Annotated in this window: 15 protein-coding genes and 1 riboswitch; of the genes, 6 read left to right on the forward strand and 9 right to left on the reverse strand. The window is 63.6% G+C overall.

Features of this window, described 5'->3' with window-relative positions:
• Positions 1-106: 106 nt before the first annotated feature.
• From CIK75_RS10630 to CIK75_RS10655, 6 genes are all read left to right on the forward strand, one after another.
• Positions 107-2,560: a phosphoketolase family protein gene (locus CIK75_RS10630; protein ID WP_096224126.1), complete on the forward strand. Its 2,454-nt coding sequence runs from the start codon at positions 107-109 to the stop codon at positions 2,558-2,560.
• Complete coding sequence (locus CIK75_RS10635) at positions 2,560-5,841, forward strand: beta-phosphoglucomutase family hydrolase (RefSeq protein ID WP_096224128.1); 3,282 nt, start codon at positions 2,560-2,562, stop codon at positions 5,839-5,841. Before CIK75_RS10630 ends, CIK75_RS10635 begins: the two co-directional genes overlap by 1 nt.
• Before the next feature lie 108 nt (positions 5,842-5,949).
• Positions 5,950-7,029 (forward strand): type II glyceraldehyde-3-phosphate dehydrogenase, encoded by a 1,080-nt coding sequence (locus tag CIK75_RS10640; protein WP_096224129.1) that lies wholly within the window; start codon positions 5,950-5,952, stop codon positions 7,027-7,029.
• 35 nt (positions 7,030-7,064) lie between these two features.
• A complete protein-coding gene (locus CIK75_RS10645; protein ID WP_096224422.1) occupies positions 7,065-7,325 on the forward strand; it encodes a hypothetical protein in 261 nt (86 codons plus the stop codon).
• Between the two features lie 410 nt (positions 7,326-7,735).
• Positions 7,736-8,164 (forward strand): universal stress protein, encoded by a 429-nt coding sequence (locus CIK75_RS10650; RefSeq protein ID WP_096224131.1) that lies wholly within the window; start codon positions 7,736-7,738, stop codon positions 8,162-8,164.
• A gap of 413 nt (positions 8,165-8,577) precedes the next feature.
• Positions 8,578-9,927: an APC family permease gene (locus tag CIK75_RS10655; RefSeq protein WP_256382356.1), complete on the forward strand. Its 1,350-nt coding sequence runs from the start codon at positions 8,578-8,580 to the stop codon at positions 9,925-9,927.
• A gap of 264 nt (positions 9,928-10,191) precedes the next feature.
• Here the strand turns inward: CIK75_RS10655 and CIK75_RS10660 are convergent, their stop codons facing one another.
• From CIK75_RS10660 to CIK75_RS10700, 9 genes are all read right to left on the reverse strand, one after another.
• A complete protein-coding gene (locus CIK75_RS10660) occupies positions 10,192-10,386 on the reverse strand; it encodes a hypothetical protein (RefSeq protein ID WP_096224134.1) in 195 nt (64 codons plus the stop codon).
• 72 nt (positions 10,387-10,458) lie between these two features.
• Positions 10,459-11,475 carry a c-type cytochrome biogenesis protein CcsB gene (ccsB, locus tag CIK75_RS10665; protein WP_096224136.1) on the reverse strand — a complete coding sequence of 339 codons (1,017 nt, stop codon included), beginning with the start codon at positions 11,473-11,475 and terminating at the stop codon, positions 10,459-10,461.
• On the reverse strand, positions 11,472-13,103 hold the full coding sequence (locus CIK75_RS10670; RefSeq protein ID WP_096224138.1) for a cytochrome c biogenesis protein ResB: 1,632 nt from the start codon (positions 13,101-13,103) through the stop codon (positions 11,472-11,474). Before CIK75_RS10670 ends, ccsB begins: the two co-directional genes overlap by 4 nt.
• Positions 13,100-13,714: a TlpA disulfide reductase family protein gene (locus CIK75_RS10675; RefSeq protein ID WP_096224140.1), complete on the reverse strand. Its 615-nt coding sequence runs from the start codon at positions 13,712-13,714 to the stop codon at positions 13,100-13,102. Before CIK75_RS10675 ends, CIK75_RS10670 begins: the two co-directional genes overlap by 4 nt.
• A 47-nt stretch (positions 13,715-13,761) precedes the next feature.
• Complete coding sequence (locus CIK75_RS10680) at positions 13,762-14,511, reverse strand: cytochrome c biogenesis protein CcdA (RefSeq protein ID WP_198962434.1); 750 nt, start codon at positions 14,509-14,511, stop codon at positions 13,762-13,764.
• A gap of 762 nt (positions 14,512-15,273) precedes the next feature.
• The gene (locus CIK75_RS10685) at positions 15,274-15,753 is read right to left on the reverse strand and encodes a DUF6153 family protein (protein WP_143413328.1); all 480 of its coding nucleotides are present in this window, start codon (positions 15,751-15,753) and stop codon (positions 15,274-15,276) included.
• A gap of 178 nt (positions 15,754-15,931) precedes the next feature.
• The gene (locus tag CIK75_RS10690; protein WP_158225943.1) at positions 15,932-16,822 is read right to left on the reverse strand and encodes an NlpC/P60 family protein; all 891 of its coding nucleotides are present in this window, start codon (positions 16,820-16,822) and stop codon (positions 15,932-15,934) included.
• 6 nt (positions 16,823-16,828) lie between these two features.
• Positions 16,829-16,995: riboswitch (cyclic di-AMP (ydaO/yuaA leader) on the reverse strand.
• 178 nt (positions 16,996-17,173) lie between these two features.
• Entirely contained in the window at positions 17,174-18,589 is a 1,416-nt protein-coding gene (locus CIK75_RS10695) for an NADH-quinone oxidoreductase subunit N (RefSeq protein ID WP_096224148.1), read from the reverse strand.
• The gene (locus tag CIK75_RS10700; RefSeq protein WP_096224150.1) at positions 18,586-20,073 is read right to left on the reverse strand and encodes an NADH-quinone oxidoreductase subunit M; all 1,488 of its coding nucleotides are present in this window, start codon (positions 20,071-20,073) and stop codon (positions 18,586-18,588) included. The genes CIK75_RS10695 and CIK75_RS10700 overlap by 4 nt, the downstream gene beginning before the upstream one ends.
• Positions 20,074-20,076: the final 3 nt, after the last annotated feature.

Here is a 20,076-nt window from a genome sequence, read left to right on the forward strand (position 1 = left end):
GCTGGCGGCGCCCATGCTTCTTGGGTCCGGAGGATATCCCGGGTCAGTGGCTGAAACATATCTGGGCGCGGATTCGTCCGTGCCGTCCCAGTTCGAGGAGGAACCAATGAGATCCCAGCAACCCCCACCAACCCCGGTAACAGTGGCAGGACCGCTTGACCGCCCGGAGCTCGACCGGATCGATGCGTGGTGGCGCGCGGCGAACTACCTGTCCGTGGGGCAGATCTACCTGCTGGATAACCCCTTGTTGCGCGAAAGACTCACCCTGGAGCACATCAAGCCCAGGTTGCTGGGGCACTGGGGAACCACCCCCGGGTTGAACCTTGTCTATGCGCACCTGAACCGGGTGATCAAGTCCAATGACCTCAACGCCATGTACGTGACGGGCCCTGGCCACGGCGGGCCCGGGCTGGTCGCCAACACCTATTTGGACGGAACATACGGCGAGGTCTATCCGGAGATCGGCCAAGACACCGAGGGCATCAAGCACCTGTTCCGCCAGTTCTCCTTTCCGGGCGGTATTCCCAGCCACGTGGCACCGGAAACTCCGGGATCCATTCATGAAGGCGGTGAGCTGGGATATTCGCTCGTGCATGCCTACGGGGCGGCGTTCGACAACCCTGATCTGCTGGTGGCCTGCGTCATCGGCGACGGGGAAGCCGAAACCGGACCACTGGCTGCCAGTTGGCATTCCAACAAATTCCTGGACCCGGTCCATGACGGGGCGGTGCTGCCGATCCTGCACCTGAACGGCTACAAGATCGCCAGCCCCACCGTGTTGGCCCGTATCCCCGAGGCCGAGCTGACCGCCTTGCTAGAAGGATACGGACACCGGCCCTACCTGGTGGAGGGCGATGACCCGGAGACAATGCATCAGCGATTGGCCTCGGTCATGGACGATGTGGTGGAGGAGATCCACCGGATCCAGCGCGAAGCCCGGAACGGGACCGCCGCGGAGCGCCCACGCTGGCCGATGATCGTGCTGCGCACTCCCAAGGGGTGGACCGGGCCGAAGGAAGTCGATGGGCTGCCGACCGAAAATAGTTGGCGTTCCCACCAGGTGCCGCTGGCGGGGCTGCGTGAGCATCCCGGACACCTGCGCCAACTCGAAGCATGGTTGCGCTCCTACAGACCAGAGGAACTTTTCGACGAGAACGGGATGCTGCTACCTGAGGTCTCGGCGCTGGCACCGGAAGGAACCCGCCGGATGAGCGCGAACCCCGTCACCAACGGGGGCACGGTTCTGGAACCGCTGCGCCTGCCCGACTACAGGGACTACGCCGTTGCACTGGATTCACCGGGCACCACAGTGTCGGAAGCGACCCGGGTTCTAGGCGCCTATCTGCGTGATGTCATCCGGGACAATCCGACCAACTTCCGCCTGATGGGGCCGGACGAGACGGCCAGCAACCGGCTCGGAGCCGTCTTCGAGGCCACCGACCGTGTGTGGCAGGGCCACAGGCTGCCTACGGACGAGCACCTGGCGACTTCCGGTCGGGTCATGGAAGTCCTCTCCGAGCACTTGTGCCAGGGCTGGCTGGAAGGCTACCTGCTCACCGGCCGGCACGGAATGTTCTCCTGCTACGAGGCATTCATCCATATCGTCGACTCGATGGTGAATCAGCACGCCAAATGGCTCAAGGTCGCAGGCGAAATTCCCTGGCGGCAACCGATAGCTTCGCTGAACTACCTGCTGACTTCCCACGTGTGGCGTCAGGACCACAACGGATTTTCCCACCAGGACCCGGGTTTCATTGACCATCTGGTCAACAAGAAGGCCGAAATCGTCCGGGTGTACCTCCCACCGGATGCCAACACGCTGCTCTCGGTCGCCGATCACTGCCTGCGCAGCCGCAACTACATCAACCTCATCGTCGCCGGCAAACAACCGGCCCTGTCCTACCTCACAATGGACGAAGCCGCCTTGCACTGCCAGCGCGGCTTGGGCATCTGGGAATGGGCAGGAAACGAAACCGACGCCACTGGTCCCGAAACCGACGCCACCGAGACGCTTCCCGACGTGGTCATGGCGTGCGCCGGGGACATCCCGACCCTGGAGACCCTCGCAGCCGTGGACCTGCTGCGCCGACACCTGCCGAAATTGACCGTGAGAGTGGTCAACGTAGTTGACCTGATGCGCCTGCAACCGGCCGCCGAACACCCGCACGGGCTCCCGGAGGCAGAATTCGACGCCGTCTTCACCTCCGGCCGACCGGTGATCTTCGCCTACCATGGCTACCCGGCGTTGATCCACCGCTTGACCTACAGCAGGACCAACCACATGAACTTCCATGTGCGCGGTTTCCGGGAGGAGGGGACCACGACCACCCCGTTCGACATCGTCATGCTCAACGGCCTGGACCGGTTCCACCTGGTGATGGACGTCATCGACAGGGTTCCGAGTCTAGCCGAGCGGGCTGCCGGGTTGCGCCAGCGGATGAGCGACGAACGCGTCCAGGCGCGCGCCTGGACGCGGGCCCATGGCGAAGACGATCCGTCGATCACCGACTGGACCTGGCCACACACCCGCACAGGTGCGGCAGTGGACGAGGATTCCTGATGCACCTGGACCACCTGTGGGCCGAGCGCGGTGGCGTCGGTACGGCCGATGGCGCGCTCTCTGGCTATGCTGCGGTCATTTTCGACATGGATGGTGTGGTCACCGACACCGCCGGAGTCCATGCCGCGGCATGGAAGTCACTTTTCGACCAGTCACTTCCTCGGATCAGCGATGCACAGGCGCCCTTTGATGCGGAAGCAGACTACCGTGCCTTCGTTGACGGTCGGACCCGGGAGGACGGAGTGAGAACGTTTTTGGCCTCTCGCGGGATCACCCTGCCCGAGAGCAGCCCCGCAGACGGGCCGGAACGGCTCACCGTCAACGGGCTAGCCACCGGCAAACAAGGATTCATCACCGCGGAGCTGGCCCGCGGCGGCGTACAGGTCTTCCCCGATGCAACGGTGTTGCTGCGTTTACTAGCCGAAGAGCAGGTGCCCGTCGCGCTGGTGACCTCCAGCCGCAACAGCGAAGGGATTCTTGAAGCCGCCGGACTGACAGGCCGGTTCCCGGTCCGGGTTGATGGGACGGATGCACTCCGGATGTCGCTTCCGGGCAAACCGGATCCGGCCATGTTCCTCGAGGCCGCTCGCCGCCTCCAAGTGGACCCGGCCGACACCGTTGTGCTCGAGGACGCCGCCGCCGGGGTCCAGGCCGCCTCCGCTGGCCGGTTCGGCTTGGTGGTCGGCGTAGACCGCGCCGACTCCGGTGTTCAACTGGCCGCAGCCGGCGCGCACGTGGTGGTCCAGGACCTGACCGACTTGCAGCCGGAACCTTCCGGCCTCGCCCCGATGGGGACGGCATCCTGGTGCGGGGGCGCCAGAGCCGGCGCACCAGAGGCCTGGAACCTGGTCTACGACCGCTTCGACCCTGCGCAGGAAGGAACCAGGGAGGCGCTATGCGCCCTGGGCAACGGATACTGGGGAACCCGCGGCGCAGTGCCCGGAAGCACCGCCGACGGCATCCACTACCCGGGGACCTACCTGGCAGGGATCTACAACCGCCTCAGCACCGACCTCAACGGGCGCACCGTAGAAACCGAGCATATGGTCAACGCCCCTGACTGGGCCTTCCTGACCGTCCAACCAGACGACGGCCCATTCCTGCGGCCCGGGACGCCGGAAATGCTCAGCCACCACCAGGACCTGGACCTGCGCCGCGGCGTACTAACCCGCACCAACCGCTACCGTGACGCCTTGGGCCGGACCACCCGGGTGACCTCTCGACAATTCCAGTCCCTGGTCGAACCGCACCTGGCCGCCATGGAAATCACTCTAGAAGCCGAAGACTGGTCAGGAACTGCGACCGTCTGCTCGGCCGTCAACGGCGCCGTGTCCAACCGCAACGTGGTAGCAGACCTACCTCTGGCCCACGAGCACCTGGTAGCTGCCGACTCCACGGTATTGGACGACGAAACGGTCATCCACGAAGCGGTTACCAGCCAATCCGGAATCAGGATTGCAACGGCTCTGCGCACGCATGTCGGAGGTGACCGCGGGGCCTCCGGTCGCCGACTGATCAGACAGAACGACCATACCGGGCACGAGATCACCGTCGGGTTGGTACGCGGGGCACCTGTGACGGTCGAGAAGATCGCGGCCGTGGCGACCTCACGGGACCGCGCCATGTCCACTGCGGCCCTGGATGCCGGAACCAGGATCCGCCGGACCCCTGGGTTCGAGGACTTGCAGGCCGCCCATGAGCGGGTGTGGGAGGAACTGTGGGAAAGGTTCGGTATCGGACTCCAGGCAGGTTTCCGGCAGTCACTGGCTCTGAACCTACACATTTTCCATGTGCTGCAGACTGCCGCTGGTGCCGGCCCAGATTTGGATGCCGGCCTGCCCGCCCGGGGCCTGCACGGGGAAGGTTACCGCGGGCACGTCTTCTGGGACGAGTTGTTCGTCTATCCGATGCTGACCCTGCGCAGACCCGACCTCACGCGGGCGTTCCTGCTCTACCGATACCGCCGGCTTGACGCGGCACGGGCCGCGGCACGGGCGGAAGGCCTGGTCGGGGCCATGTTCCCCTGGCAGTCCGGTAGCGACGGCCGCGAGGAAACCCCCGACGAACTGTTCAACGTCCGCAATGGGACATGGATGCCGGATAACTCCCACCGGCAACGCCATGTCGGCCTGGGCGTGGCCTACAGCGTCTGGCAGTATTACCAGGCCACCGCCGACACCGGCTTCCTTATCGACTACGGGGCAGAGATCCTTGTGGAAGTGGCCAGGCTGTTCTCGTCACTGGCCGTCCACGACCCGGCCAGTGACCGCTTCGATATCAACGATGTCATGGGCCCGGACGAATACCACGACGGGCTGCCCGGGGCCCCGGGGCAGGGGCTGCGCAACAACGCATACACCAACGTCCTGGCCGCCTGGGTATTGGCCCGTGCCGCGGAGACGATGGAGCTGCTGGCCGGGCACGACTGCGACGCCCTCCGGCGTCGGCTCGGTCTGGATCCGGGGGAACCTGCCCACTGGGAGCGGATCAGCAGACGGCTACGCATACTGTTCCACGCCGACGGAGTCATCAGCCAGTTCGAAGGCTACGAGCAGCTGGAGGAATTCGACTGGGACGCCTACCGGACAGAATATGGCAACATCGGTCGACTGGATCTGATTCTGCAAGCCGAAGGTGACACCACCAACCGGTACAAGCTCTCCAAACAGGCCGACGTCCTGATGCTGTTCTACCTGTTTTCGGCCGAGGAACTTCGTGGAATCTTCACACGGCTCGGGTATGCGCTGCCACCGGAGCTCATCCCGGCGACGGTTCGGTACTACCTGGACCGCACCAGCCACGGCTCGACCCTGAGCAGACTGGTGCACAGCTGGGTCTTGGCACGGACCAACCGAGGCTGTTCCTGGACACTGTTCGAACAGGCATTGGACGCTGACTTGGCCGACACTCAGGGAGGGACCACCCGCGAAGGCATCCACCTCGGGGCCATGGCAGGCACGGCCGACATGGTGATCCGTTGTTATGCCGGCGTGGAAACACGGCAGGACACACTCTGGCTGCACCCGGTCCTTCCCGCCGAACTGGTTGGAGCATCCTTCCGGCTCAGCTACCGGGGTCAACCGATCAGCATCTTCCTGACCCCCGACAGGGCAAGACTGGAATCGCATCACTGCTCGACCAGTCCGGTCAACGTCTGTGTCGAAGGGGTCGAGAGGACGTTGCGCCCGGGGGAGATTTGGGAGGTGGCCCTGCCTCGCGTGGACGCTCACGCGCGCTCCGACTCTCCAGCGGGCCATGGCATGCGGTTGGAGGAGGACTGAAACCGTGATGGAAAAGCATGCCGAAAGCCCACCGGCAGTCCCCGAAGGCCTTGACCGCTAGATCAACAGCTACGGATCCCCAATAAACAATCCACGGAAGGAACGGACATGTCGGAAAAAACACGAATCGCCATCAACGGTTACGGTGTTATCGGCAAACGCATCGCAGACGCAGTCAGAGCCCAGCCGGATATGGAACTCGTCGGTGTCAGCGACGTAATCTCGGACTACCGGATAAAAACCGCTGTAACGCTGGGCATCCCCGTCTATGCATCGACCAAGGAAGCAGCAACGGCGATGAGTGCCGCCGGGCTACCGATCGCCGGCGGGTTGCACCAACTGCTTGACTCGATCGACGTCGTCGTGGACTGCACCCCGGCTGGAATCGGTGCCGGCAACCTGGATCACTACCGCGAGCACGGAGTCAAGGCAATCTTCCAGGGCGGTGAGAAACACGAACTCACCGGCCACTCCTTCGTCGCCCACACGAACAATGCCACCGCCATGGGCAGGGACTCCACCCGGGTGGTCTCCTGCAACACCACCGCCACCGTTCGCACACTGACCGCTCTCAAAGACGCGGGCCTGCTGGTCAGGGCGCGCGGGGTCCTCATACGCCGGGCCACCGACCCTTGGGAATCCGACCATTCCGGGATCATGAACACTATCGTTCCCGAAGGTCGCATTCCCAGTCACCAAGGACCCGACGCGCAAAGCGTGGACCCGGAGCTGGACGTCATCACCATGGCAGCGAAGGGATCGCACACCCAGAACCACATGCATTACTGGACCGTGCAGTTGACCCGGAACGCAGACCGGGAAGACGTCCTTGACGCGTTGCGGGCAATGCCCCGGATCGCCCTGGTGCGAAGGGCTGACGGTATCGTGGCGCTCAATAGCACCGTCGAACTCATGCGAGACATCGGCCGGTCCCGTGGGGACATGTATGAAGTCGCTCTCTGGGAAGACATCCTCACCATCGAAGGCAATGAACTCTTCTACACGTATACGGTCGATAACCAAGCGGTTGTCATTCCCGAGAACGTGGACGCCATTCGCGCGTTGGCCGGAACCATCACCGATCCTGCCGAATCCATCCGCCGCACGGACGAATCCCTCGGTATCCGTCACGATTTCCTGCCAGCGCCCCGGAATGCCGGTATGAAAGGAGCCGGCGCAGACCGGTGAAAGCCACCACACCCAAAAATCCGAAGGAGAAGAAAATGATGTTCTGGAATGGCAACGACCCCAGCGGTTGGGGCATGGCTCTCATGGCTGCTGGCATGGTCGTGTTTTGGGGAGCGTTGATCACGGGAATCGTGCTGCTGCTGCGGCCCGCCCGCCGGGTAGAACCGGCCCGCGAATCCCTGTCTCCGGTGCATACGGCCGAACAACTGTTGGCCGAACGCTTTGCACGTGGCGACATCGATGAGACCGAATACAGCGCCCGGCTGGCGGTCCTGCAGCAGAAGCCGAGCCTCTGAGGGATCACGCCATCGATGTGCGCGGGCCGGCCGTCGTTGGGTCGGGACAGTTTGGCCACCACCCGGCCCGGAGAGTGCCCCGAGCACATCCAGCTTTTGCGATGTTTGTCAAGGGTGGTCGAACGCCTGATGAACTCGGGCGATGGAGCCATGGCTGTTCTACCAGGGGCCAGAAGCTGGCGAAAGTATAGGCGAGAACCGGACATCCTGGCCCAAACCAAACCGTGACACTGATGGCAGACTTCGGTCAGCCGCCAACTCGGCCCAGCGATGATGTGAGTGGCTCGCCGTGAGCGGTATCCTGCCCGAAGTGCCACGTGTGATGGGTGCCGCAGCCTATTCTCGGTCTGGGCGCTGTGGCACAGTAGGTAATAGCAGCCAGCGCCAGCTGAGAGGGAAGGATCCTGCCAGTGAGCAGCAGCAACGAGTTTCAGATAGTGATCGGTCTCGATGGGGCAGCCCCTTCCTTGGCCGCTTTCCAGTGGGCCGTGGACGAAGCCCGTATGCGCCATGGGCGAGTACGGATGGTTACCGGTTGGCAATACCCGTCAACGGGGCTGGGCATGAACGGTCTGACGTGGGACCTGGAAGAATTCGAGCAAGACGCACGGAAGATCCAGGAAGAAGCCCTTGAAAGCGTCGATTCCGACGGGGTAATCGTCGAAGCTGAAATCCGGTACGGGCCCCCGGCCACCGCACTGCTCGATGCCTCCAAGGAGGCAGATCTGGTCATTGTAGGTTCCCGCGGACGAGGAGGTTTCACGGGTTTGCTTCTTGGCTCGGTGTCGTCCCAGATTGTCCAGCATGCGCCATGCCCCGTGCTGGTCGTTCGTGGCTGACCAGGCCTGCCCCCGAGTTCCACGTGGAAGCGCAACCCTCCAACTAAGTGATCCGGGCACCCACACCTGAGAGCTGCTGCGCGTCTGCTTCGACTTTGAGTCTGGTGGATGCCGGGCTGGCACTCGTCAGTTAGGGAGTTTGCCAAGCGACGCAGACATTTCATTGGGAGAGACGATGCTCCGTCGCAGCTGCATTTCCTGGCGTGCCGCCTGCTCGCGAAACGGAGCCCGATATGAGAGGTGGAAAACCATGGAGCATCGAGACCTTAATTTCCAAGACGACCCGGTTTGCGGTGGAGGCCGGTGGGTCTGTCCGGGAGGGAGAAGACGCTTCCACAACCGGGCTGCTTGCCTCTCCGAGATCGGTGGATGGGCCGCAGCGTCCGGCCGCATTCCAGGGTGGGGCTGTTGAGGTGGTAGACAAGCCCCCATCTCCGGGCGGCCAAGCGCCCGAAGACGTTCCAGGCAGCCTGAGTCTGTCCGGCGCGGTTTCCCTGGGGACCGGTGTCATGATTGGTGCCGGAATCTTTGCCCTGACGGGCCAAACGGCTCGCCTTGCAGGAGACCTGTTCCCGATTGCCTTCATCGTCGCCGCCCTCGTCGTCGGGTTCAGCGCATACTCATATGTCAAGCTCTCCGATGCCTACCCCTCCTCTGGCGGGGTCGCGATGTTCCTTCGCGAACAGTACGGCCCCGGTACAACCACCGGGGTGTTCGCAATCTTGATGTATGTGTCAATGGTCATCAACGAGAGTCTGGTGGCTCGCACCTTTGGGTCCTACCTGCTCCAGATCGTTGATCTGGAGCCGGCTTCGTTCTGGGTGCCCGCGCTGGGAGTAGGGCTGCTCATGGTGGCGTTCGCCGTGATCGTTGCAGGGAACAAAGCCGTCCAGGCCACCCAAAGGGCCATGGCGGTGATCAAGATCCTTGGACTTGGGGCTTTTGCCATTGCCGGGCTCGTACTCGCCGATGCCGCCAACCTAACCAACGGCACCACCTCCGATGGCATTGAGGTCTCTCCGGAGGGATTCTTGGCAGCGGTCGCCCTGGCCATCCTTGCCTACAAGGGGTTCACGACCATCACCAACAGTGGCGGTGAAATCGTCGATCCCCATCGAAATACCGGCCGGGCCATAGTGATCTCACTGGCCATCTGCAGCGTGGTCTACCTGGCCATCTCCGCTGCGGTCGCCGGGAACCTTACGCTTGCCGAAATCATCGCAGCGGAGGACTTTTCCCTGGCCGAGGCAGCGCGGCCGGCGTTTGGTGATGGTGGTGTCTGGTTCACCGTGGGGCTCGCCGTGGTGGCAACGGCATCGGGGGTCATGGCCAGCATATTCGCGGCCTCCCGGATGCTGGGCATGCTGACACATATGAGGCAGGTGCCCCACAGCCACTTTGCCATGCCCGGAACCATCCGCATCCACACGACCGTATACACGGTCGTACTCGCCATGGTCCTGACGGCTGCCTTTGATCTAAGCCGGATTGCCGCGCTCGGGGCGATCTACTACCTCCTCATGGATATCGCTGTGCATTGGGGTCTACTTCGGCACCTCCGGAACCGAGTCGCATTCAAAGCACCCATAGTAGTGTCAGCCATCGTTCTTGATATCACGGTGTTGGGTGCATTCGTCTGGGTCAAGGCATCCACGGATGCCCTGAGCCTCTACGCCGCCGCCGGCGGCGTCATCCTCATCATCTTGGGGGAACGGTTGTACATGCGGTCCCACACCCGCCCCGACGGGTCAATGCAGATGTGAGGTGGACGAGTCCTCGCTGCAGGGCATAGTGATCGGGTTCTTGGCAGGGCCACCGTGGACGGGTGTAAAGACCAGTGCCCGTCGGCCACTGGAATTAGCCAGATACGCCTGCTGACGAGGTGTGCGTATCCTGCGCAACAGGGCGGCTAGGGCCGCTGAGGGCGGGCTGCACCCTTTCCTCCGTCCGCGTGCCTGTCGGGATGTAAGATCGAAGCTAGTGTTTGGTCTCTTGGCTCTGCCCCGCCATGAATGCGCCAACGAGAATCAGGACAGCAGCGGTGGGGTATCCGGCCAGCACATCCTGGATGCCGGGGGCCCCTCGACGATGAGCAGGTGTGCCAACCAATGCGAGGCGGCGACCAGCGCGCCGAGGACCATGGCCACTTGGCCAACCCTGACCTTCTGCCGAAGACGCCGGTAGCTGCTGGCTTCGTCTTTGTGGGAATTATTCGATGTCACTTTGTTGCCTTCTGTTCATGAGCGGACGAATTTTGGCCGGATGACTTGGTGATGGTCGTCTTGTGGAGTCTCCTAGAGGCCCGAGTAGGAATGCAGGCCGGAGAAATAGACATTCACGATGGCGAAATTGAAGATGACGCAGAGGTATCCGGTAATCGAGAGCCAGGCTGCACGGGTTCCACCCCATCCGCGTGTGGCGCGGGCATGGAGATATCCGGCGTACACGACCCAGATCACGAAGGTCCATACTTCCTTGGTGTCCCAGCCCCAGTAACGGCCCCATGCTGCTTCGGCCCAGATCGCCCCGACCATGAGGGTGAAGGTCCACAGAATGAAGCCGATGGCGTTCATTCTGTAGGCGAGCTGTTCGAGGCTTTCCGCGCCGGGTACCAGGCCGAGTAGGCGCGATACGCGGGACTTCCGGGAGTCCTTGTGGGCGGACTTCGCCAGTTGTAGAACCGACAGGGCAAAGGTCACGGTGAATATCGCTGCGGAGAGGACCGCTACGGAGACATGGATGACGAGCCAGTAGCTTTGCAATGCAGGGATGAGCTGCGCCACCGGGGTCGGGAAGACGACCGCCCCGGCCATGAGCATGATCAGCACCAGACCGGTGATGAAACTCCCGAGAAAGCGCAGGTCGCGGAATATGAGCGTGGTGAGGAAGACGGCCATGACCACCATCGCTCCCGTGGTGGTGAACTCGTACATGTTGCCCCAGGGCACACGTCCGGCCGCGAGTCCGCGGGTGAGGACTCCTCCGATGTGGATGGCAAGGCCCAGGATGCTGACGGCCACGCCGATCCGGCCCGCTGGACGTCGCCATGGCCTGTAGCTCATGGTGTCGTCGACTAGGCCATCGTGGTGTTCTTCGTTTCGCTGTCCTGGATTGTGGGACCACTCGACAGCTTCCTGGCCGTGGACACCAACCTTTGCAGGTTCCCGCTCGACCGCCGACGCCGGTACCGCGATCCTCCGTGCCCTGACGAGGTCGATGGCGAAGGCCAGGAACGACACCGTATAGGCCAAGGCGGCCAACAGCATTAGCAGTTCGCTGTATTGGCCCAGCGTCTCGTTGATGCGATTCATGATGTCGCCTTTCTGCTTCTGTCGATTTCATCGCTGAACTGTTCGGTCAGTGCCCGTCCGATTTTCAGGGCTTCCCCGGCCAGACCGTGGTCTTCCCCTCGGGCCAGTAGCCCGTATTCGACGGTGGTTCGACCATCCGGAAGGGTCTTGGCGCGGATCCAGGCCCTGCGTCTGGAAACCATTAATGTGGTGATCAATCCGAGTAGGGCCGCTGTGGTGAACACCAGTGCGCCCAGCTTGCCCGGGTCATAGACGACGTCGAGGGCGACGTAGCGTTTCAGGCCATCGAAGGAAATCGATCCCTTGCCCTCTGGGAGCTCATGCGTTGACCGGGCGCTCAACACAATGCCGCCGTCGGGTAGGTTCCGGCCATTTAGCTGGGTGAGTCCGGCGGTGTCTAATTCGTAGACGTTGACCGGCACCCCGGAATCGAGTCCCAGGTCACCGTAATAGGAATTCAGGTTCAGCTGGGGGTTCATCGGATCCGGGTCGGAACCGAATGCTGCACCATTTTCATCCACCATCGCGGTCGGCAGAAAGAATCCCACGAACCCCAACTGGTCCGGTCGGGCATCAGGGGCTTTGATCACTACGGTCGAGTTGTAGGTGGCATCATTGGGCAAGGACGGGATCGGGCCCTGCAAGGCGATGTTGCCATCGCCGTCGCGCACCGTGACGACCGGTGCGTATCCATTGCCTATCAGGTAGACGTTCGTTCCGCTGAAACCGATGGGTTCGTTGACTCGCAGGATCTCGTCCCTGCTGCTGGCGGAGGGTCCGTCTTGGACGGTCATATCCGCCGCGAAGTCGATCGGGTTGCCGTAGCTGTCCGGATTCCTGTCGAACGTCACATCGAAGTCGTTCAGCGTGACCGAGAAGGGAATCATGCTGTCGGCGCTGAAGCTCGTGCCGGGGAAGAAGGAATCGTAGCCAAGCTCGGTGTTGGTGAAGCCCTCGTCTTCGATAACCAGTTTTTGTCCGCGGTACCCGAACATCCCCCCTACGGCGACCGAAACCAATACTCCGATCAGTGCGGTGTGGAAGAGGACGTTCCCTGTTTCCTTGATATATCCGCGTTCGGCGGCCACCGACGGTGTCTCGGTGTCTGCATCACGCAGATCAATCCTGTATCGGCGCCTCCGGAGTATCCTGGCGCCGGCTTCAACTGCCGTGGTCGCAGTGATGCCCGTGTCCGGGCCCAACTCGATCGTTCCGTGCTGGGGCATTCGTGCTAGTCGGCGCGGCGTGCGCGGCGGTCGGGACCGCAGGGCCTTTGCATGATGTATGGCGCGCGGGGTGACACAGCCGACCAGGGAAACGAACAAGAGCAGATAGATCGCGGAGAACCAAACGGAAGAGTAGACATCGAAGAGTTGCACCCTGTCCAGCCAGGGGCCCAGATCGGGGTTGTCTTGAAGGTATTTCGTCACCACGGCCGGGTTGGCCTGCCGTTGGGGGAACAAGGAACCAGGAACCGCGGCGACAGCTAGAAGCAGTAGTAGCTGCAGAGCCGTTTTCATGCTGGTCAGCTGCTTCCATGCCCATCGGAGCATCCCGAATGCCCCCAGTTTCGGGACGGCAACATCCTTTTTTTGCGGTTTCCGGGGCGCTGGCCGGGTGGTGGTCATGGTTTCACCGGTCCGGATCCCCTCAAGGCATCCTTGATCATGGACTTGAGCGTGCTTTTATCGGCGACGCCGAGTATTCTTCCGGCCACCCGGCCTTCCTTGTCAAGGACCAGGGTCGTTGGTACTGCTTGGGGCGGGACATACCCGGCCAGTGCCAGCACGATCTTGCTGCTTTTGTCTTTGAAGCTGGGGTAATCAAGCTCGAAGGTCCGCGCGAATGCCTTCGCCGTGGGTGCCTCATCGCGGGTGTTGATTCCGTAGAATTCCACGTCCTTGGATTTGAATTCATTGTAGAGGGAGGCTAAGTCCGGGGCTTCGACCCTGCAGGGGGAGCAGGCGGCATACCAGACATTGAGGACGGCGACCTGTCCGCTCCATGCCTTCTCGGTGACGGTGGTCCCGTCAAAGAGTTCCCCTGACAGTTTGACTTTTTCGCCGCGCGTGGCTGGCTCGTATTCGGTGATGGAGCCGTCTCCGGCGACGTAGTTGCTGTTTTGGGAGTTGGCTTCATCCACGAGGGGCTCATCGACCGCCGCGCAGCCTGATAGGAGCAGTGAAGCAAGTACGGCACCGATGATGGCTGGGCGCCGAGCGAAGTATTTCACAGGCATGGTGGTCCTTCTTGAGAGTAAAAACTGGTGTTGGAGTGCCGGAGTGACTACACGGGGGTGAGGAAGGTGCCGGCCAGGTTCTGGAGTTGGTAGATCCAGCTCATCCATATACCGGAGACCATCAACAACCCGACGAGGGCCAGGACCCCGCCACCGGCAAGGTTGAAGACGCGGATGTTCCGGCGGATGAACGACAACGTGTTGGTCACCCAGCTGATGCCCATGGCTACGAACACGAAAGGTATTCCCAAACCCAGGCAGTATACGAAGCCAAGCAACGCACCGCGCCAGGCACCACCTGTCGTGGTGCTCAGCGCCAGCACGGCACTGAGCGTAGGTCCCATGCAGGGGGTCCACCCCAATCCGAAGACCACCCCGAGCAGCGGGGCCCCGGCGACACCGTTCTTGGGTTTGAACGGAAGGCGCAGGGTGCGCTGCATGACGGAGAATTTTCCGATCAGAACCAGTCCCATGCCCAGGACAAACAGGCCAAGGACCCTGATCAGTAGATCCTGCCATCGCAGAAGCCATCCACCGATCGCTCCGAAGGCCGCGCCGTATAACGTGAACACCGCGGCGAATCCCAGGATGAACAACCCGACGCCGACCATGACACGCCGGCGGTTTTCGGGTCGGGTAGGGTCTGCCAGCCCCGAAACATAACCCAGGTACCCGGGGACCAGGGGCAGGATGCAGGGCGAGATGAACGAGACGATTCCGGCGATCATCGCCAACGGCAGGGCAATCAGCAGCGCCCCGGACTGGACCATTTGTGCGAAGTATTCCCCTATATTCAATGGAGACCCTCCATCATGCTAAATGGGGTCTTCACTGAGCACCGTCCATCAGATTGCGACCGCTAATTCCAACCAGAGCTGTTGCGTAGCCGGCTTGAAGGCATCGTTCATGCCGCTCAGCGAAGAAGCCCGTGTCCCCTTGAGGGAGCAAGCCGTAGGGGACGACAGTGAGTTGCAAGGCGGTGATCATCCCCAAGTCTTTTGGGCCCACTGGCCGTATCCCGAGATGGATCTTGCTACCCCTCCCGGGGTCATCGTCCGATTTCCCGGGGGCGCCCATGAAGGTAGGAACTTTGGGTAGTGGGACAGCTGGTGGCAACAACGTGCGGAGGGGACAAGGAAGAAACGACATGGGTCCTGCTTCTGCTGTGGATGGTGCTGCACTGCACTGCTGTGCATACCAAGGGTGAAATTAGTTGGGGTTCCGGTCGGGTATCCGCCGTCAACGGGTCAACGGGTCAACGGGTCAACGGGTCAACGGGAAACGGGCAAGAGAATGATTGCCCGCTTGCGGGCGAGCGTGCCAGACACGAGCCGGGGCTCTTGTCGGGAAGTCGGAGGGTGGGCCTGCCCGTGCCGCCACCTGTCCGCAATGCCCAGGTTGCCTAGGTCCCGGGGGAGGGGGGCGCCGTCCCGATGCGGGCGAGGGGTACCCCGTTTTTACTGAGGATGAGTGTCCTGGCCAGCAACTGGGCGCTCAAAGTCGCAGCGAGAAGCCGTCCGGGTCCGAATGTATCCGTTCAGGCCCCAGGGGGGTGGATCCTAGATGCGGCGGATGGAGAGTTGTTCCAGCGATGGCGGCGATGGCTGGGGGGCGTCGGGGGCGACGAGACGTTTGGGGCCCCAAAGGACGGTGCCGCTGTTGAGGCGGACTTGATGTGGAACGAACAGCAGGAAAACACCATTCACGACCGAGCTCAGTCCGCAGCTGGCAACCATGAGGTCGGGCGCGCCGTTGTTTCCAACGTTGCAAGCCAGCGCAGTGGAGCTGCCCGGTGTATCCGTCACCGTTTGCTGCGCCTGGTTCACTTGCTGTGATTCGACAGAGGATTCTTGAACCAGAGCGGTATCCGCGGTATCGGCTGAAGCCGCGGAGGCGGCCGGGGCCGAGCCTGTGGAAGGCGGTTCGAAGCCGAGAGTATGCATTCCAAGGATGCCGACAATCACGGCGAGCAGCCCGAATAGCTTCACGAAGGAAATGATGAAAGGCGGTGTGGTTTCCGGTTTCATACCGTGTTTCATCACACCCGCCTTTCTGCCATTGCACCTTCTCGAATCGCCTCCAGCGTATCGGAGTTTCACCTGCATGGATGAACCCACAAGGAGAGGGCCGCTATTCGTGCGTGTGACAGAATCAAGCACCAAGACAAGTGGCCCCCACCCGGGAATCGGATGGGGGCCACAGTGGTCAGGGGTCCTGCTAGCTGGCCAAGGTGTAGTAGCCCATGAGCGGGCCGTAGGGGCTGTCTGCGGGGCGGATCACGGTATCGACCGTTGGGTTCTGGGCACCGATGATCTTTCCGCCACCGATGTAGATACCGGCGTGGCTGCCGTTGTTCTGGTAGACCAGATCGCCCGGCTTGGGGTTGCTGGTGGGCACGAACTTCCCGCTTTTGCGGATGGCCGTGGTGTTGTGGGGCAGGTCGACGCCGGCCTTGCCGTAGATGTACTGGATGAATCCGGAGCAGTCCCACCCGGACGGGCTGTCGCCGCCCCAGACGTAGGGAGCGCCCTCGTACTTCAGGGCCATGCTCGCAATGCTCCCCAGCTTTTCGCTGGAAGCACTACGCGTCAATGACTTTTGGGCATTCGTTTCGGATGCACCAGTGGTGTCTGCCTCCGGGGACCCTGTGGTCCGGGGGGTGACGGCCCCGGCGGCCGGCTGGACATCGGTTCCCGGGGCGGTGTGGGTGTGCCCGGTCGTGTCGGCACTACCGTTCGTGGCGGCACTAGCGGATGGCGTGTGGGAGTGCCCGGAAGGCGACGGCGCATGGGAGTGCCCGGTCCGTGAGGTGGCCGACCGTGGCGCCGGGGTCGAAGTGACGGAGGCGCTGGCGTTCTTGTAGGTGCTCGACGCAGGCACGGACGTGGAACTGACCTTGGAACTATCGGAAACCGGGGTGGGCACCACCGGGGCGGCGGCCTGGCCGGGTGCTGCAAGGCCGAGCATGAGGCCCGAAGTGGCAGCGATGACCGCAGTGTTGCGGCCGATGGAGCCCAAGCGGGGGGAGACGGCCTTGGACAGGGACCCCATGGTGTTGCCGCGGACGGTTTCGGCGCGGTGGCGGGGCTGTGGATGACGGTTCGACATGGTGTTGCTACCTCTCCTGATGCCTGCGGGGTGAGCTGTCGGGTTCGAGCGGGAGTCACTCGGCCTTCCGCGCCGGAATGCGGCGCCGTTGGCTTCACCCCTAGGGTCCTGGTGGACCCGGAAATTGGGTCCCCCGCCACTGCCATCTGTTTGGTGAACGGTCCCCGGAGTGGTGGCAGTGCTCGGCAATCCACCGGGGTGCGCCGAGCTCATGGGAAGCCCGGCACCCAACAAAATTTACATGAAACAGGTGTAAAAGTCACGGTTGGATCACGAAGACATCTCTTTTTGATCACTTTAGGGGGCTGGGGTTCCAATGATTCGGGCCCCTGAGGCCCCGCCCCATACCGCCTACGTCCCGAGCGCCAACCAGATCCCGGCACCGAGGGGCCCGGCGGCCAGGACGCCGGCACCCAGCACGACGGCGGTTCCACGAACAGTCCTGAAGGCCTCCGGCGGGCGGGCCTCAAGCTGCTGCCCGCCGGCCGGCGCCGGCCGGAAGGCGGGGCGTATGAGCCGGAGGTAGTAGACCAGGCTCAGCACGGAGTTCACGGCGGCGACCACCACCAGCCAAGCCATGGACCCGTCCCAGGCCGCCGTGAAGACGGCCACCTTGCCCACGAACACCGCCGTGGGTGGGGTACCGGCGAGACTGAGTGCCCCGACGATGAGGCAAGCGGTCAGCCACGGGTGGGAACGGGCCGTCCCGGCCCAGTCGCCGAGGACTTCCCGGCGCGGCTGGCAGGCCACCACCGCGAAGAGGGACAAGTTGGTCAGCGCGTAGAAGGCGAGGTAGGCCAGCAACGCCGCCATGGCGCCGTCGCTACCGGTGATGACCGCGACCGGCATCAGCAGGTACCCGACCTGGCTCACCGTCGACCAGCCCAGCAACCGTCGGACGTTCTGCTGGACCAGGGCCGCCAGGTTGCCGACGCTCATGCTGATCGCGGCCAGCACCGCCACGAGCAGGGGGATGTCCACCGTGTCGGGCAGGACCTGGACCAGGCGGGCCAGGGCGATGAGCGCCCCGAGTTTCGGCACCGTCGTGAGGAAGGCCGCCACCGCGATGGACGAGGCTTGGCTGGCGTCGGGGATCCAGAAGTGGCCGGGCACGGCCCCTGCCTTGAACGTCAAGCCGATCAGGACCGCGACCGCACCGGCAGCCACCCCCGTCGACGGCGCCTGCTGCAGCGGCCCGGCCATGGCCGCGTAGCTGCTGGTGGCGGCGAGCCCGGTCAGCAGGGCCACCCCGCCCATGAGCACCACCCCGAACAGGGCCCCGAGGAGGTAGGTCTTCAGGGTCGCCTCGGCCGCCCGGGCGCTGCGGGAGAGCCCGATCAACGCATACAGCGGGATGCTGGCCAGCAGGTAGCCGGCGACCAGGACCAGCAGGTCGGTTGAACCGCCGATGATGACGGTGCCCAGGGTCGCCAGGATCAGGAGCGCGTACGTCTCGCTTTCACGCATCGATCCGACGAATTCGTTCCGGCCCAGCAGGACCACCACCACGGTGGCCAGCGGTGCAGTGATCCGCACGACCGTGGTCGGAGCGTCGATGGCGTAGGTGCCGCTGAAGACCGCTGTCGACGGGCCCGCCGCCGCCAATGCGGTCGCGGCGCTGAGCGTCAGGGCGCCAAGGCCGAACCAACGGGTGATGACCTGTCGGCTGCGGGGCAGGAAGCTGCCGCCGAGCAGCACCAGCACCGCCGCGCCCAGCAGGATGGCCTCGGGCAGCAGCGCCGCGTAGTCGTTCGTCGTCGATGTCATGGGTGCAGGATCCCGGTCAGGGTTTCGGCGGCCGGCTCGATCATCCCCAGCAGCGGACCGGGAACGAGGCCGATCAGCACGAACAGCACGCCCAGCACCGCCAACGCGGTGGTCTCGCCCGGGCGTAGATCCGCGAACCCGAGCGAAAGTTGTTTCGTTTCACCGGTGAACACCCGGGCGAAGGCGCGCAGGAACAGGACGGCGGTGATCAGGATGCCGGGCAGGGCCAGCAGAGCCCAGCCGGTGGAGCCGATGCTGCCGGTGAAGATCTGGAACTCGGCAATGAAGCCGCTGAAACCCGGCAAACCGAGGGAGGCGAACGCGGCGACGGCGAAGAAGCCGGCGAACCGCGGGGCCGAACGGGCCAGCCCGCCGTACCGGCGCAGGTCGTAGCTGCCCGTTCGGTCGTGGAACACCCCGGCTAGCAGGAACAGTGCCCCGGTGATCAGCCCGTGGGAGACCATCTGGGTCACCGCGCCGGCGATGGCCAGCTGTTGGGCCTGGGCATGGTCCCGCCCCACGATGCCGGCGGCGCCGACGGCAAGGACGACGTATCCCATGTGGTTGATGGAGGTGAAGGCGATCATGCGTTTGATGTCGGTCTGCACCAGCGCGACCAGGCTGCCGTAGAGGACCGAGACGATGCCGACCGCCACGATCGCCCAGGCCCAGGACCGCCAGGCGTCGGGGAGCATGGGCATGGCGATTCGCACGAAACCGTAGGTGCCCATCTTCAGCAGCAGACCGGCCAGCACGACGGATCCTATCGTCGGGGCGTCGGTGTGCGCCGGTGGCAGCCAGGAGTGGAAGGGGAAGGTCGGGGTCTTGATGGCCAGGCCGAGCACGATCGCCGCGAGCACGAAGCCTGCTGCGGTCGGGGTCCCGGTGAAGGCACCTCGCCTGGCGAGTTCAACCATGTCGAAGGTGTGCGGTTCGGCGCCGAGGTAGAGGCCGATGAAGCCCAGCAGCAGGGCCAGGGAGCCGGAGAAGGTGTAGATGAAGAACACCAGGGCCGAACGCTGCGGCCGGCCGTGTCCCCAGCCGGCGATCAGGAAGTACATGCCCACGATCGACAGGTCGAAGAAGACGAAGAACAGGATCAGGTCCTGGGAGGCGAACAGCCCCAGGCAGGTCGTTTGCAGGAACAGCAGCAGGGCGGCCTGGGCCCGGGGCCGGTCCGATGCGCGCAGGGACCAGATGGCGCAGGCCACGCAGATGACGTCGGTGAGCAGCAGCAGCGGCAGCGAGAGGCCGTCGGCGCCCAGGTGGTAGCTGCTGCCTAGTTGTGGCATCCAGTCCACCTGTTCCTCGGCCCTGAGCCCGTGGGGGCCCGGGCGTGCGGTGATCGTGAGGCCGGTGAGCAGCCCCAGGTCGACGAGGGTGGTCACCAGCCAGATCCACCCGGCGAGGCGGGCCGGCAGCCCGCGGGCCAGGGCCAGGGCTGCGGCGACAACGAGGGGAAGGAAGATGACGAAGCTGAGCACTGC

The organism is Glutamicibacter sp. BW78 (genome assembly GCF_002332245.1).
GTDB lineage: Bacteria > Actinomycetota > Actinomycetes > Actinomycetales > Micrococcaceae > Arthrobacter_H > Arthrobacter_H rhombi_A.